Origin of the sequence: Anaerotruncus sp. 1XD42-93, assembly GCF_009917605.1 — a bacterium.
Taxonomy (GTDB): Bacteria; Bacillota; Clostridia; order Oscillospirales; family Ruminococcaceae; genus Anaerotruncus.
This window is the reverse complement of the sequence record NZ_QZEG01000064.1, coordinates 1-14,919: the sequence shown is the minus strand read 5'-3', so window position 1 is coordinate 14,919 and position 14,919 is coordinate 1. Positions and strand designations below refer to the sequence as shown.

At 51.2% G+C, this 14,919-nt stretch carries 10 protein-coding genes; 6 read left to right on the top strand and 4 right to left on the bottom strand.

Features of this window, described 5'->3' with window-relative positions:
• Nucleotides 1–237 precede the first annotated feature (237 nt).
• On the bottom strand, nucleotides 238–1,596 hold the full coding sequence (gene rlmD, locus D5269_RS15225) for a 23S rRNA (uracil(1939)-C(5))-methyltransferase RlmD (protein ID WP_120486633.1): 1,359 nt from the start codon (nucleotides 1,594–1,596) through the stop codon (nucleotides 238–240).
• Nucleotides 1,597–1,913: 317 nt separating this feature from the next.
• On the opposite strand from rlmD, the gene D5269_RS15220 reads away from it, so the two are divergent.
• The 3 genes from D5269_RS15220 to D5269_RS15210 all read left to right on the top strand — a co-directional run bounded on the left by D5269_RS15220 (nucleotide 1,914) and on the right by D5269_RS15210 (nucleotide 6,257).
• Nucleotides 1,914–2,765 carry an ABC transporter ATP-binding protein gene (locus D5269_RS15220; RefSeq protein ID WP_120486634.1) on the top strand — a complete coding sequence of 284 codons (852 nt, stop codon included), beginning with the start codon at nucleotides 1,914–1,916 and terminating at the stop codon, nucleotides 2,763–2,765.
• Nucleotides 2,766–3,670: 905 nt separating this feature from the next.
• Complete coding sequence (locus D5269_RS15215) at nucleotides 3,671–4,831, top strand: hypothetical protein (RefSeq protein ID WP_166545219.1); 1,161 nt, start codon at nucleotides 3,671–3,673, stop codon at nucleotides 4,829–4,831.
• On the top strand, nucleotides 4,818–6,257 hold the full coding sequence (locus D5269_RS15210; RefSeq protein ID WP_016316780.1) for an ABC transporter permease: 1,440 nt from the start codon (nucleotides 4,818–4,820) through the stop codon (nucleotides 6,255–6,257). The genes D5269_RS15215 and D5269_RS15210 overlap by 14 nt, the downstream gene beginning before the upstream one ends.
• Nucleotides 6,258–6,610: 353 nt before the next feature.
• Here D5269_RS15210 and D5269_RS15205 read toward each other — a convergent pair whose 3' ends face one another.
• Entirely contained in the window at nucleotides 6,611–9,622 is a 3,012-nt protein-coding gene (locus D5269_RS15205; protein ID WP_166545218.1) for a bifunctional diguanylate cyclase/phosphodiesterase, read from the bottom strand.
• A gap of 544 nt (nucleotides 9,623–10,166) precedes the next feature.
• Between D5269_RS15205 and D5269_RS15200 the strand changes: the two genes are divergently transcribed.
• The 3 genes from D5269_RS15200 (at nucleotide 10,167) to nrdR (ending at nucleotide 13,064) form a co-directional block, all read left to right on the top strand.
• Entirely contained in the window at nucleotides 10,167–10,943 is a 777-nt protein-coding gene (locus D5269_RS15200; RefSeq protein WP_120486638.1) for a PepSY domain-containing protein, read from the top strand.
• Nucleotides 10,944–11,321: 378 nt separating this feature from the next.
• The gene (fba, locus tag D5269_RS15195) at nucleotides 11,322–12,257 is read left to right on the top strand and encodes a class II fructose-1,6-bisphosphate aldolase (protein ID WP_031219859.1); all 936 of its coding nucleotides are present in this window, start codon (nucleotides 11,322–11,324) and stop codon (nucleotides 12,255–12,257) included.
• Between the two features lie 327 nt (nucleotides 12,258–12,584).
• Nucleotides 12,585–13,064, top strand: coding sequence for a transcriptional regulator NrdR (nrdR, locus tag D5269_RS15190; protein ID WP_120486639.1), 480 nt, complete (start codon nucleotides 12,585–12,587; stop codon nucleotides 13,062–13,064).
• A 23-nt stretch (nucleotides 13,065–13,087) separates the two neighbouring features.
• On the opposite strand, the gene D5269_RS15185 is transcribed toward nrdR, so the two are convergent.
• Nucleotides 13,088–13,681 (bottom strand): cytidylate kinase-like family protein, encoded by a 594-nt coding sequence (locus D5269_RS15185; RefSeq protein ID WP_016316774.1) that lies wholly within the window; start codon nucleotides 13,679–13,681, stop codon nucleotides 13,088–13,090.
• Nucleotides 13,682–14,193: 512 nt separating this feature from the next.
• On the bottom strand, nucleotides 14,194–14,691 hold the full coding sequence (locus D5269_RS15180) for a pyridoxamine 5'-phosphate oxidase family protein (RefSeq protein WP_120486640.1): 498 nt from the start codon (nucleotides 14,689–14,691) through the stop codon (nucleotides 14,194–14,196).
• Nucleotides 14,692–14,919 lie beyond the last annotated feature (228 nt).

Genomic DNA, 14,919 nt, shown 5'->3' with positions numbered 1-14,919 from the left:
CGCCGCCTTGAATCCACAGCGTCTTCTTGATATCCTTTTTGGATAATTTCAAATGCTGTTGCCCTGGCACAAGATGCAGCAATCCTTTTCGTAAAGAAAGCCCGCAATCCCATCGCGCAGATAAATAACATTTTTCGCAAATATCCCCCTTATATCCGATCAAGGCCCGGCCCGTAAATATGTAGTTTTCCGAAGATTGGCTGCCGTTCTTATTGTTTTCCGCACTTCTCCGCTATTTCATTTCTCCACCCGCGACAGCAGCACGACACTCTCAACATGGTTGGTGCGTGGGAATAAATCCACGGGACGGCCTCTGACGGTCTGATAGCCGAGTGTTTCAAGGAGTGCCAGATCCCGGGAGAGGGTTGCGCTGTTACAGGAGATATAGACAATCCGCTCCGGGCACATCTCTGCGACTGTGTGCAGGACATCCTGTGCACATCCTTTACGCGGGGGGTCAAGCAGTACGACATCCGGCCTGATCCCCTCCTGATTGAGACGAAGTGCGGCATCCGATGCGTCCGCACAAAAGAAGCGAGCATTATCGATTTCATTTTTCCGGGCATTTTCACGGGCATTTTCTACCGCCTGCGGGACGATCTCAACGCCGATCACCTCCCGGCAGAGATGCGCCATCGAAAGCCCGATCGTTCCGGCGCCGCAGTAGAAATCCAGTACAGTCTCCCGACCGGTCAGACCGGCATATTCGGCAGCGATCTGGTAAAGCCGCTCCGCGCCCAGAGCATTGACCTGATAAAAAGCGTGCGGAGAGAGGTCAAAACGCACCCCGCAAAGCAGGTCGCTGATCTGTGGTTTTCCGTAAAGGGTTCGGGTATACGGGCCAAGAATCACGTTGGTGTTGCGGTCGTTGGTGTTAAGCACCACTGATACCACCTGCGGACAGACCTTTAACAGAATTTGCACCAGAGTCTGTTCCTCCGGAAGGGCGCGGCCGTTGACAACCAGACAGACCATCACTTCCTCTGTCCGCTGCCCGTAGCGCAGATACAGATGCCGGAACAGCCCTTTTCCTGTGGTTTCGTCGTAGACCGGAACTCGAAATTCGGTCAGATAACCGAGCACTGCTTCCAAAAGTTCCCCGAAAAAAGCCGGCTGGAGTTTACAGTGGTGACAGTCGACGACCTCATGGGTGCGCGGCGCAAAAAAACCAGCAGCCAGCCTGCCCTTCTGCATCCGAACCGGATATTGCGCTTTGTTGCGGTAGCCGGACTCCAGTGGGGACGCCTCGATCGGTTCCAGGTCAATCGAAATCCCGCCAATCCTTTGCAGGTTTGACTGGACGAATGCCTGTTTATACCGCAGTTCCGCAGCATAAGAGATATGCCGAAACACGCATCCGCCGCACCTTTGGCTGACCGGGCAGTCAGGCTTGATCCGGTCGGACGAGGGGGTGGCCACCTGTTCGATCCGTCCATAGCAGTGCGTTTTGTTGACTTTTACCAGCCGAACCCGCAGCCGGTCCCCGACAGCCGACCCCGGTACAAATACTGCCATTCCATCCAGATGGCCGATCCCACTTCCCTCGTGGGTCATGTCCGAAATGATAAGTTCTACGATCTGGTTTTTCTGCGGCATCTGTGTTCCATCCTCATATTCTCAAGATTTTGTATCATCATTCCCAATGGCTGGACAATCGCGTGGATATTGAAAAAAGATTCGAATTTTGTCCCTTTTCAAAACATTTTTCGGTTTATACATTGTATCATATCTGTGGAGTTGTCTGCAACAAAAATTCCCGGTGGATGCAGGCAGTAAACAGGGCATTTTTCGACACTAATCTTACAGGGCTTTTGCTCGTATAGGCAAAGTGCGTCTTTTGGTTTCGAAATCCGCGCCAAGCGTGCTGGAGTTCGTTCGACTTACAGAGAGAACCCGGGAAAGGGGGCTGACGGTTGGAGCAAAAACCGATCATCAGCGTGCGCGGCCTGCGGAAGGTCTACCAGGTGGGGGACGAGAAGGTCGTGGCGCTCGGAAACATCAATCTGGAAATTTTACAGGGGCAGATTGTCTGCATTGTCGGGACCTCCGGCTCCGGCAAATCTACCCTGCTCAACCAGCTCGCCGGACTGGAAAAACCCACGCGGGGTGCGGTCTATATCGGAAAGACCAACATTTCCAAGCTGAACGAAAACCAGCTTGCGATCTTCCGGCAGCATTTCCTGGGCTTTGTATTCCAGTCCTATAACCTGCTGCCCACCATGACCGCACTCGAAAATGTTGCCCTGCCAATGATCTTTAAGGGGATTGGACGCAGAAAACGCAACAAAGCCGCTTTAAAGATGCTGGCGGCAGTCGGGCTGAAAAAGCGCGCCTATCATAAGCCGACCCAGATGTCCGGCGGACAGCAGCAGCGGGTCGGGATTGCGCGGGCATTCGTGTCCCATCCGAAGGTTGTATTCGCGGATGAGCCGACCGGCAACCTTGACACACATACCACCATTGACGTGATGAAAATGATGGTGCGGTTCGCCCGGCGCTACGACCAGACCTTGATTATCGTCACGCATGATGCGGAGATTGCCGACTATGCAGATCGGGTCATCACCTTGATCGACGGGGAAATCCGGTCGGACCTGATACACGAGCCGATTTACGACGGCCTTTCGGAGCAGGACAGGCCCGAGGCTGCCCCTCTGCCCGAGCTGCCCGAAGGGGAGCCGCCTGCGCTGCCGGAACCGTCCGGCCCCGCACAGGACAACATCTGTTCTGATGAAGCCGAAAACAAAGGAGAAATTACCATATGAACCGTTTTTGCAAATCTACATTTTCTCTGCTGCTCGCCACTCTCCTGCTGTTTTCGGCAGCGGGTATCTCGTTTGGGATGGTGCTCCAGAGTACACACGCTTATGCGGTCGGGCCATCAGTTGAAACGCCGGCCCCTACGCCGGGTGGGGAAGGCCAGCGGGAGGTTCCCGAACAGGGGGAAGCGGAAAAAGCCCCGGAAAAGAAGGAGACAATACCTGAGTCTGAAGAAAATACACAGGAAAATGATGAAGAACAGGAAGAAATGCAAAATTCCACATCATCTATTAATGACCGAGAAGATTCTAATAAAAATACAAATGAAGATGTAATATCTAATTTAACGGGATCAGTGAAAGGAGTACGGCTCGGAGAGATTGATCTTATTCAAAATATTGCTCATGGAGGAGAAGAAGGTATCCTTGAGCTGGATCTTGAAATAACTGCAAAAGAGCTAGAAAAATTACAGAATTATAAGCCTGAAAATATAAGTTTTTTTGATAATAATTTTATGGATGTTAATCATCCTGACCAACCAGTGGATATAGAATCTTCGTCGCTTGTATCAGAAAATGGTTCTATTGTTTTTACAATCACAACCCAAAAGCCAATTACTTATTCGGCACTTTCGGACAAGATCAGGTTTAATCTTATTCTTTCCAATGAACATGAGAAAAAGCTGTTGATTCCTTTTTCTCGGACAATTCGCACACAGGCTGCTTCCGAAAATTACGAGATTAAAAGTGCTATTTTTGTCCGGAATAGTGATGATAGCATTATTTCACGTATTACTCGAGGCCGATATGATAAATTGATCGTCACTATTTATGACTATGCACTTACGCTTGATAAATTTAATGAGATAAGAAATCATATTTATATCAATATTAACAGTGATGTTTTTGATGTGGATTTAAATAATATTTCTTTAGGAGAGGATGAAACCGAGCTAAATGGTGGCGGAGTAGCCTACGATCTTATTTTCGAAAATATCTATTATAGCGGAAAAGATAACAACTTACAGCTTATCATTGATTATGGGGATATGAACTTTACTAAGCGCCGATTAGTCCACACGCTTTCTCAATGTGAAATCTATGAGCCTGAACCCGATGACAATAACAATTCCCCTGACGATGACGACGATCATGACAGTTCGTCCAGCAAGCCGGACATTCCGCCGCCGACCCCAAATATCATCGTCTCTACATACGACTACGGCGGCGGCAACGTGACAGCGGCCGGCAACTTCACCCTGACCATGACGCTGATGAACACCAGCAAACGGGTCAATGTGGACAACGTGGTGATGAAGCTGAGTGTGCCGGAGGCGTTCACGCTGACCAGTTCGTCCAATACCTTCTACATCGAGCGGATTGCAAAGCGTTCTTCGGTCGAGCGGACGGTGAACCTCTCGGTGAAGCCCAACGCCGATGCAATCTCCCACCCGATCAAGGTCAGCTTCACCTACGAATCGGTCATCAATGACGAACGCAAGCAGTTTTCCGCCGAACAGGACATCAGTATCCCCGTTTCCCAGCTCGACCGGTTTTCCCTCAACCCGGTGGAGATGCCTTCCGAAATTTATGTCGGCGAGGATTCCAGCATCGAAGCGACTTTTGTCAACAAGGGAAAATCGACGGTCTATAACGTGACTGCCGAGATCACCGGCAACCTCTCGCAGCCGGGACAGCGGCAGTTCATCGGGAATGTCGAGAGCGGCAAGGAAGAGTCCGCCGACTTTCTGATCGGCGCGCTCGAGGCCGGGACCATTTCAGGCGAAGTGGTGATCTCCTATGAAGATGCAAATATGAACGTCAACGAGCTGCGTTCGCCGTTCACCACGACTGCGGTCTCGTTCGAGATGCCTGCGCCGGACCCCGGCCTGGACGTAATGAATCCCGATGACATTGGAGAGGCACCTCCGGAGCCATGGTATCAAAAAATACCGGTCTGGGGCTGGACCACCGGCGGCGTGACAGCGATTATCCTGCTGTCGTTTGCAGCGAAAGCCATGCGGCGGCATCGTGAACTGAAACTGCTGGAGGACAGCGATGAAGATTTCTGACATGATCTCGATGTGCCTGGGCAACCTGTTCCGGCGCAAGATGCGTACCCTGCTCACCATCATAGGCGTGGTGGTGGGCACCTGCGCAATCGTGGTGATGGTCTCGCTCGGGCTTGGCATGAACCTCTCGCAGGAGGCGATGCTTGCAGAAATGGGCGATCTGACGATTATCAATGTGATGAACTATGGGCGCAATGAAAACGGCGAAAAAAGTGTGCTTGACGATGCGGCTGTCGCGCAGATTCAGGCGATGGACGGCGTTATCATCGCGACCCCGGTTTATAATCCAAACTATTTCCAGCCCACCCTCTATTCGGGAAAAAAAGACCGCTATCGGATGGGCTGGGCAACCGTTGTCGGTGTCTATTCCGAAGCTCTGCCGCTGATGGGCTACCAGCTTTTAGAGGGCGAATACCCGGAAGGCCCGCAGGAAAACCGGAAAAAACCGCTCAACGTTGTAGTGGGGGAATACACCGGCTTCGATTTTGAGGACACCAAAAGCAAGTACAACCGGTATACCTGGCCGGAAACCAACGAGCAGGGAGAACTGCTCCGCCAACCGTTTGTGGACGTGATGAAAGACGAAATTTACCTCTCCAGCAAGCAGCCCGATCAGGACGAAAAAGACAGCAAGGATGATGATACGGTGCATATCCAACGGGAGGTGCGCCCGGTGGCGCGGATCAAGGAGGACTGGAACAAAGGCTACGAAACCTCACGTGGAATTATCATGGACATCAACGATCTGAAACGTCTGGAAGAGGAATATATAAAGGCGAACAAGATCGTCGTGAACAAGAAGGACGACACCGGCTACAGCAATGTGACGGTGAAGGTGGAAACGATGGAGGATGTCGATCCGGTGGAGATGCAGATTCAGGCAATGGGCTACAATACCCGCTCGATGGAGACGGTACGTAAGCCTATGCAGGAAAGTGCACGCAAACAGCAGCTTTTCCTGGGGATGATGGGCGGCATCTCGCTGGTGGTTGCGGCTATCGGCATCACCAACACCATGATTATGTCGATCTACGAGCGTACCCGAGAAATCGGCGTCATGAAGGTGCTCGGCTGCGTGGTCGGCAACATCCGCACTGTTTTCCTCATGGAAGCGGGCGTGATCGGCTTTGTTGGGGGATGCGTCGGAGTTGCGATCAGCTATGGGGTTTCCTTTGCGATGAACTATTTCAACTTTTCCTTTTCCGGTGATTCCGGCATGGGCAGCATGGGCGGCGGCATGATAATGGGCGGTATGGGCGGCATGATGATGGACAGCGGCAGTTCGTCGCTGCCAGTCTCGGTGATCCCGCTCTGGCTGGTTGTGGCGGCTATCGCATTTGCCACTATGGTGGGGCTGGTTTCTGGCATCCTGCCCGCAAACCGCGCAATGAAAATTTCCGCCCTGGAGGCAATCAAACACGAATAAGCCTCTGTAAGAACCCGTATTCACAACCATTCGACACCGCCTGAGCGGGTCTTTTGCCGGCCTGCCGCGTTGAAAAATCCTGCAATACACAAAGTATTGTCCGCGTTTTTTCGCCTTGCAGGGCAGCAAAATCCCTCGCCCATCCGGCATCCTCTGATTATGAATACAGGTTCTAAGGCCTCTCTATTATCTGGTTTACGCGCTTTTTGTATTCGGAATTTTTTTAAACTTTAACCGCTTTGCTTTGCCTAGGAACATACAAATAGAAAAAGAATGCTTGCAGCAAAAACATGTTTTTGCTGCAAGCATTTTGTACATGGAAAGACAGAGAACCATCTATCCCCCTCCGCCTGTTAGGGCTCTGGGGACTGGCAGTTGATCGAGTGAATCTCTTCGCAGATGGATGGTGCGATTTCAGAAGAGCCTGCCTCGGGGCGTCCGATGTAGAACCCCTGAAGATAGTCCACCCCAGACCGGATCAGAGTCTCCATTTCTGTGCTGGTCTCGATCCCTTCTGCAATCGAGCGAATGCCGCGCTCTTTGGTATAGGAGAGGATACTCTCCAAAAACTGGTGGTGCTTGGTATCAATGTCAATATCCCGGATCAGCTTCATATTGATCTTGATAAAGTCCGGTTCGATCTGCAAAAGCATGTCGTCATTGCTGTAGCCAGCGCCGAACCCGTCCAGCGCAATCTTGGCGCCCCATTTTTGGGCAAGCTGCAATTTATCCCGCATATACCGGTCGTTCTGAGGCTCTTTTTCGGTCAGCTCGATCACGATCCTAGGCAGCAGATCAGGATAGCGCTTCTCAAGCTCGCGCACGATCTCCGGAGAAAGGATCTGGTTGGGCAGGGAATTGATGAAAAGATAGCAGTCATCCACCCGTTCGGGGAGTTCCGAAAAGCCTTTCAGCGCATTCTGCCATGTGCGGCGTTCGATCAAATGGAGCTTGGACTGGGCACGCGCAAGGGAGAGGATTTCATCGGTGCTTGGAAGGGTTGGAAGCTGGGAGCGCATCAGCGCTTCATAGCCAAAAACCTTCCCGCTGGCAGCGTCGACAATCGGCTGAAAATCGTAGGTAAGCAGGTTTTCATCGAGCAAACGGTTCAGTTCCTCGTTGTTGTAGATCAGATAGGATTCCTGCATATAGTCATGCATATTGAATTCCCGCAGCTCACCCTTGCTGGTGTGCTTGGCGGTATACATCGAAAAGTCTGCATAGTGCATCAACTGGTCATAGGCCTGGCTATCGTCCGGGAACCACGAGATGCCCGCCGAAGAGCGGAGGCGGAAGTTCGGATTGTCCGGCAGAGGCATCAGGATGCTGTCAATCTCCTGCTTCATCTTGCAGATCTGCTGGAAAAGGGTCTCCCGATCCTCAGCGCCATAGGAGAAGAAGTAGAATTCATCCCCTGAAAGGCGTGCAAGCACACGCGGCGAGGGGGCATGCTGCATCAGCGCATTCGCCATTTCGCGGATGTACTGGTCTCCGTAATCATGGCCATAGGTGTCATTGATATATTTCAGGTTGTCAAGGTCGCACATCACCATTGCGCCAACCTTCAAAAGCTGCGGACGCTCAAACATTGCGCTCAGAGAGGCATAAAACGCCCGGCGGTTGAGCAGCCCGGTCATCGGGTCATGGTCACGCTCATACACCAGCTTCTGTCTGGCCAGAACATCGTGTGTGATGTCCTCTGCGATGCCGAATACCCGCCCGGGGGACTGCCCCTGTTTAATCCGGATCCAATGAAGCTCCCCTTCCTCATCCTTGCGCCGGACAACGACTTCCCGGTCGGAAGAAGGCTCCTCTACGGTAAGTGGAAGGGAATGCATCAGCGTGGTAAACTGGGCAAATTCCATGTAGCCGCTTGTCCCATTCCCTACCGAGATGCCAAACAGATCGAACAGATGGCTTGTGTAATAGACAATCCCTTCGGAAAGCCGCCGCTCAAAGGCGCCGATATTCGAACTGGTCATCTCAATGATGGAGGACATCCGAGAAGCCGATTCGGCTACCTCCCTGCTGAGAGACTCGACCGCGGTGGCAAGCTCATCAATTTCATTGATCCGGATGCGCTTGAACCGGAGCGGCAGATGCGGATTGCTGCTGCGCACTTCGTGGATCAGCTGTGTGATGGGGTGGGTCACGATCCGGCCCATCAGGAGAACGCCTCCCACACCGATCAGAAGTGTGATAAACACATCAATGACAATGGTTCGGGTAATGAGCTTTGAAAAATTGAACAGGTTTTGAGCATCCATAACCCCGATCAGATACCATCGCTCGGCCTGGAAGGGGGAGGTTTCAGCATACAGGTTTAGATAATGAAGACAGGCAAAAAGCTCCAGATTGTTATGCGGATTCAAAATCTTGTAAACCAGGTCTGGGTCTTTGGAAATGGTGGAGGGATCGAGCGAGAGAAAAAATTTGTCATCCTCAAGGACCATCGAAGCAGAAGGCCCATTCGAAAGCAGATGGTCAAAATCCATACTGCCCTCCCGATTCATAGCAAGCAGATAGGCGCCGTTTCCACTCGGGCCCAGCTCGGTGTAAGGAAGCAGGCTGCGCAGATAATTGCAGGAAAGCTCGATCCCGAGGATGCCGAACACCTGATTGTCCTTGGTGCGCAAAGGCATCGAATAGGTGATCACATCCAGATCGCCGCCGCAGAGCCGGAAAGGCGGGCTCCAGTAGGCCAGCTCCTGATTGGAAAGCTCGGGATAATGAAGTGCCGCATAATAGGGCTTATTAAAATAGTTGTCATTGGAAATGGTGGACGAATTGCCAAACCGGAAGGTGGGGTACCAACTGCGGCTGACCGGGATCCCGGTTCTGTGCATGATCGTGGAAGGGCCGCGTTCAATGGACAGATCCGAGTTGTCCGCTTCCTCCTGCAAAGGGTGCAAGTTACGCAGATAAAGCCCCGGACGGAAAAAATCCGAGGCTTCCCCGACATCCGGCGCCCGGTTGAGCACCAAAAAAGCACCTGAAACCGTTTGACGGCGGATCAGATAGATCAGGTCGGGGGAGAACTGCTCCAGAAGCTCTGTAGTCATTCGTTCATCCCGCATCACTTCCTGAACTCCGAGGTCGGAGTTTTTCAGAAAGAGTTCGAATGTATTTTGCAGGGCGCGGGCAGAGTCGTTGATATTGGTCCAACGGTTCTGGATCTCCCTTTCCATATCGTTTCTCCGGTTGACAACCCGCTGATCCAGGATTTCTGTTGCATTGTGATGCAGCTGATCCAACAGCCCTCCATGGACCATCACAGCCAGGAACAGCGCGGACTGGATAAGCAGAATCAGTATGACAGGCACGACCATTTTATTGGCAATCGAGACAGATTTTCTTTTGTACATCTCACCCATTACGCTTTCTATATGTATTTTACAGTAAATAAAATTAGGAAAAAAGTTTTTAAATATATGTATATGTCGTATATTATATCACGCTTGAAAGCGGATGTCTATTGTGAAAATATCCAGAAAAATAGCATTATATCTACGCCTGCTTCTGTTTTGGCTGCTCCACCCAGCAGGCTCCCTGGCAGGGCGGAGAGCCTGTGTGAGAATTCGCAATAAAACGGCTGTTTTTTTCAAATTTTCATATTTTTTTCATATTCTTATGATACAATATGATATAATAGCTGTAAAGCAGCTATTATATCGGGATTATGTCCAGGACGATACGCAGGCAAAGCCCGCTCCCGTCCCTATGGCCGATTATATCAAATCACTTCGTGATTATGATATAATAACCACGGGATGCGCAGATAAGTCCGCCATTTGAAAAGCATTGGTTTGGTGGTGCACTTCTGCGTCCTGTTTCCATTATATCATGCATCGGGCTGTGATATGATGGGAGTAAACGTAATTTTGATCCAAATATTAGGAGGAATGGCAAGTGAAAATCAGACAGCTGATAACGGCATGTACGAGCGTATTGGTTCTCGGCAGCGCATTTTCGGTTTCCGCATTTGCGGCGGATCTGACCGAAGCGCAGGCCAAAGAGATGGCAAAAGGCTATATCCCATCGGATAGCATGCTGCTGCGCACCGAGCTGGACCATAACAGCTATGATTTCAAATTTTATAGCGAGAGCCGTAAGGAAACTTATGAAATTGAAGTGAGCAGATGGACTGGAAAGGTGACCGACTTTGAGAGTGAACTTTCGGGCGCATGGGGCAGCCAGACAGCGACCATCACTGCGGAGGATGCCAAAAAGGCGGTGACAGGCGAGATCAAGGGTGCGGAGATCCTCTCATCGGTGCTGGATGAGGATGACTGGCTGAAAGAATATGATGTCACCTTCAAAACAGATACGGTTTATGGCACTTATGAGGTCCACCCGCAGACCGGAGCTGTCCTCAAGCGGGAGATCAAGTTTGTCGAGACGCCGCTCGCTGTCACCCAGCCGGCAGAGCAGAATCGGGTGAACATTGCAGACCGTTCATCCGGAAGCACTCCGGTGAGGGGTTCCAGCCTGATTACGCCGCAGCAGGCAAAGGAGATTGCGCTGTCCAATGCGCCCGGCGCGTCTGTGCGGAAATGTGAGCTTGATTACGACGATGGGATTGCGGTCTATGAGATCGAGCTGCGCAACGGACCGATTGAGTATGAATTTGAGATCAATGCATCCAATGGGAATATTTTGGACCTGAATATCGACCACGACGACTAAACACTGCCCGGAACCGGAGAAAAACGCTCCCTCGGGGATGCGCTTATTGAAATCCGTCGGAAATGGTGCTATAATTGAAGTGCTTGAAAGGAACCAGAAGGATTCTTTTCAAGCCTGCGGCAATCTCGCTGCAGGAGGCTGCCATAAGCAGCCTTGCTTCAAATTCTCATAGCCATCCGGTACGCCCAGTCGTGTTGGTGGACTGTTGTCCGCCGCTTAAAAACAGACCTTCGCTTTTAAGTGTGCTGGCTATAATAATTTGTGATAGAAGCAGAACAGTTTTGCTGTTTTGTGGCGCGCAGGCACCAAAGGTACTTGCAGCCGCGGTAGAGGAAATCAGTCAGGAAACCCAAAATGAAAAAAGGGGAGTTGTTTGCAATGCCACTGGTTACAACAAAGGAAATGTTCAAAAAAGCCTATGATGGCGGGTATGCGATCGGCGCATTCAACGTCAACAACATGGAGATTGTGCAGGGAATCACAGAAGCGGCCTCCGAGCTGAAAGCCCCGGTGATCCTTCAGGTATCGGCGGGCGCGCGCAAGTATGCCAAACATGCTTATCTGGTGAAACTGGTGGAGGCAGCGGTCCAGGATACCGACCTTCCGATCGCGCTTCATCTCGACCATGGCGCGGATTTCGAGATCTGCAAATCCTGTATTGACGGCGGCTTTACTTCGGTAATGATCGACGGTTCTGCGCGCAGCTTTGCGGACAACATCGCTGAAACCAAAAAGGTGGTCGAGTATGCCCACGAGCGTGGTGTGGTCGTCGAAGCAGAGCTGGGAAAACTGGCTGGTATTGAAGACGATGTAAACGTCACTGCGGACGATGCACAGTTCACCAACCCGGCAGAGGTTGAGGAATTTGTCACCAAAACCGGCGTAGATTCCCTTGCAATCGCAATCGGCACCAGTCACGGCGCCTATAAGTTCAAGCCTGGCCAGAACCCCCAGCTCCGGTTCGATATCCTTGAGGAGGTCAGCCGCCGTCTGCCCGGCTTCCCGATCGTTCTGCATGGCGCATCGTCGGTCCCGCAGGACCTGGTTAAGGTGATCAACCAGTATGGCGGCGCGATGCCTGACGCAATCGGTATTCCCGAGGAAATGCTCCGCAAGGCGGCTGCTATGGCAGTCTGCAAGATTAACATTGATTCGGATGTCCGTGTTGCGATGACGGCTGCGATCCGTAAATATATGGCGGAGAACCCCAGCCATTTTGACCCGCGTCAGTATCTGACTCCGGCCCGCGCCGCGGTCAAAGAGATGGTCGCGCATAAGATCAAGGATGTGCTCGGCTGTGCGGGAAAGGCGTAATTCCGGAGAAGCCCGATCAAGCAGAGGCATACACTGGATGTAACACAAAAAACGAGTAAGAGGCGGCTGCCTTTTACTCGTTTTTTCATGATGGAAAATCATAAATCAGCGGTACAATTCTTGAAATTAGTTGTAAAAAATGTTATGATATAACCAATATAATTGAAAACCATTCTGCTTTCAAGCAACAGGCAATGATCCACAGAGATATAACGCATGCCTGTAGATGATCGAATGTGAAACAAATCCGTCTTTTGAAGCATTTCAGCTATCCCCTAAAAACGCAGAATAGAAGAGGACCGACAATACAGGGAGGTGTGTTATACAATGAGATGCCCGTTTTGTGGATATACAGAGAGCAAGGTAATTGATTCCCGGCCTATTGATGAGTCGGAACGCATCCGCCGCCGCAGGGAGTGCCTGAAATGTGAACGCAGATTTACAACCTACGAGGTTGTCGAAAGCACACCACTGGTCGTCATCAAGCGGGATCAGTCCCGGGAGCCGTTTGATGGAAACAAGCTTCTGGCGGGGATGCTGCGTGCCTGCGAGAAACGCCCAGTACCGCTCTCGGTGCTGGAAGAGGCTGTGCGCAAAATCGAAATGTCACTGCAAAATTCTCTGGATAAAGAGGTTGCTTCCAGCAGGATCGGGGAGCTGGCGATGGAACATCTGCGCACGATTGACGAAGTGGCCTACATCCGTTTTGCGTCGGTCTACCGGCAGTTCCAAGACATCGAATCGTTCGCGCAGGCATTGAGAACGTTGCAGTCCAGACAAAGAGAGCAGGCGGAAGTCAACGCCTGACAGCATAAATGGAAATTCGCTTCTCAGCCAGCCAAACGGAGGAGCTTTTCCACAGTGCCGCTGACTCCAAAGATACTGCTGTCGATGCAGAAATGATAGGATTCCATCCCGCTCCATTTTTTCTCGGTGTAGTAGTTGTAGTAGCTCGCGCGCTCCTTGTCGGTGCGCCGAATAAACTCTTTCGCCTGCCGGTCATCCAGGCTGTACCGGCGCATGATCCGCTTAATCCGCTCCTCCATCGGCGCATGGATGAAAAGCGAAATCAGGTCGGGGTGTTCCCGCAGGACATAGTCCGCGCACCGCCCGATGATGATGCAGGATTCTTTTTGCGCGAGCTCCCGGATAATTTCCGACTGCGCTACAAACAAGGTATCTGCGATCGGCATACCGTAACCGGTGAGCCGGTTCGGCTGGCTGGGGATTGAGTAGAACCACCGGTTGACCGGCTTTTCGTCGTGCTTTTCCAATGTTTCAAGATCGATTCCGCTTTTTTCCACTGCAAGCTCAATCAGGTCGCGGTCGTAAAACGGGATGCCCAGAGATTCTGACAGAAGCTGACCGATCTCCCGTCCACCGCTTCCGAACTGCCGTCCGATTGTGATAACCCTATTTTCCATAAAACGCGCCTCCTGTTATCCAGAATGATGGTGGGCTGCCTGGTGAGCTGGCTTTGAAATATACCGGCCCTGACAACCCCACATAAAGAATTTTCGATAAGTATAGTATAGCATCTTTTGTTGGAAATGACCAGATTTTGATCCGAAAATTTCTGTTGGAGTCTGACTTTTTCGATAAAACTGGAACCGCAAAGGAGCGTGATCCCTATGATCCGAAAAATCATTCGAATTGATGAAATACGCTGTAATAGGTACAGGGCCTGTGCCGCCCGCCTACCATGAAGGGGCAATCCAAATTTGGTGGACAGAAAATCAAAACTGATCCGGGACGGCTATCGCGATGGCCCAGGCAACTGCCCTCCGATCTGCCCTACCGATTGAGAGCAGCGCCATAACTGCTGGGGGTGTAATCACTGCTTTGTCAAAAGAGCAACAGAGATACCGTGTCTTTTTACCGAGAAAGCGTGATTATTCAGTCAGAAAAAACGGCTGAGGCGTTGAGGAGGGTTTCTCTATTTTTCTCCCTGATCACGTACCAACTCGATTGCCTGCTTTCCGGTCATGTGCTCAATGGAAAGTGCCATCATACACAATCTGGAGTATTCCCGGTCGATCTCTGACTGCCGCGCGGCTTCGTCTTCATCCGGGGAATAGCGCGCTGCGAGCTTTTCAATCGCAGCGCGTTTCTCGGTGCCTTCCTCTAGAATGCGCATCCGCCCAAATACGATTACACTGCGAAAATAGGTCGTATATTTTTCCGGAATGATCTGATCCTGATCAATGACACAAAACGAGGCGCGACAATCCCGCCGGATCGCGTCCAATTTGTGTCCAGCTTTTGCTCCATGGAAATAGAGGGCAGAACCATCATATACATAGCTGAGTGGGACTGCATAGGGATAGCCATCGTCTCCAGACAGTGCCAATACCCCGGATGTCCCCTTTTTCAGGATGGTAGCGCAGTCACTGGTGGAAAGTGCCTGTCTGATTCGTCGCAGTTTACGAAACATCAAAAACACCTCTTTTAAAGATAAAACGCCTTGATTTCACCCCCTCTGCGGCCTAACGGGATGGAACAAGGCGTTTGTCCGGCAGCAAATCATAGTTAGAACCCGTATTCACAACCATTCGACACCGTCTGAGCGGGTCTTTTGCCGGCCTGCCGCATTGAAAAATCTTGCAATACACAAAGTATTGTCTGCATTTTTTCGCCTTGCAGGGCAGCAAAATCCCTCGCC

Bases quoted from the DNA above. Each gene is read 5' to 3' on its own strand.
- fba (WP_031219859.1), top strand. From the start codon at position 11,322: ATGCCACTGGTTACAACAAAGGAAATGTTCAAAAAAGCCTATGATGGC.
- nrdR (WP_120486639.1), top strand. From the start codon at position 12,585: ATGAGATGCCCGTTTTGTGGATATACAGAGAGCAAGGTAATTGATTCC.
- D5269_RS15210 (WP_016316780.1), top strand. From the start codon at position 4,818: ATGAAGATTTCTGACATGATCTCGATGTGCCTGGGCAACCTGTTCCGG.
- D5269_RS15205 (WP_166545218.1), bottom strand. From the start codon at position 9,622: ATGTACAAAAGAAAATCTGTCTCGATTGCCAATAAAATGGTCGTGCCT.
- D5269_RS15180 (WP_120486640.1), bottom strand. From the start codon at position 14,691: ATGTTTCGTAAACTGCGACGAATCAGACAGGCACTTTCCACCAGTGAC.
- rlmD (WP_120486633.1), bottom strand. From the start codon at position 1,596: ATGCCGCAGAAAAACCAGATCGTAGAACTTATCATTTCGGACATGACC.
- D5269_RS15185 (WP_016316774.1), bottom strand. From the start codon at position 13,681: ATGGAAAATAGGGTTATCACAATCGGACGGCAGTTCGGAAGCGGTGGA.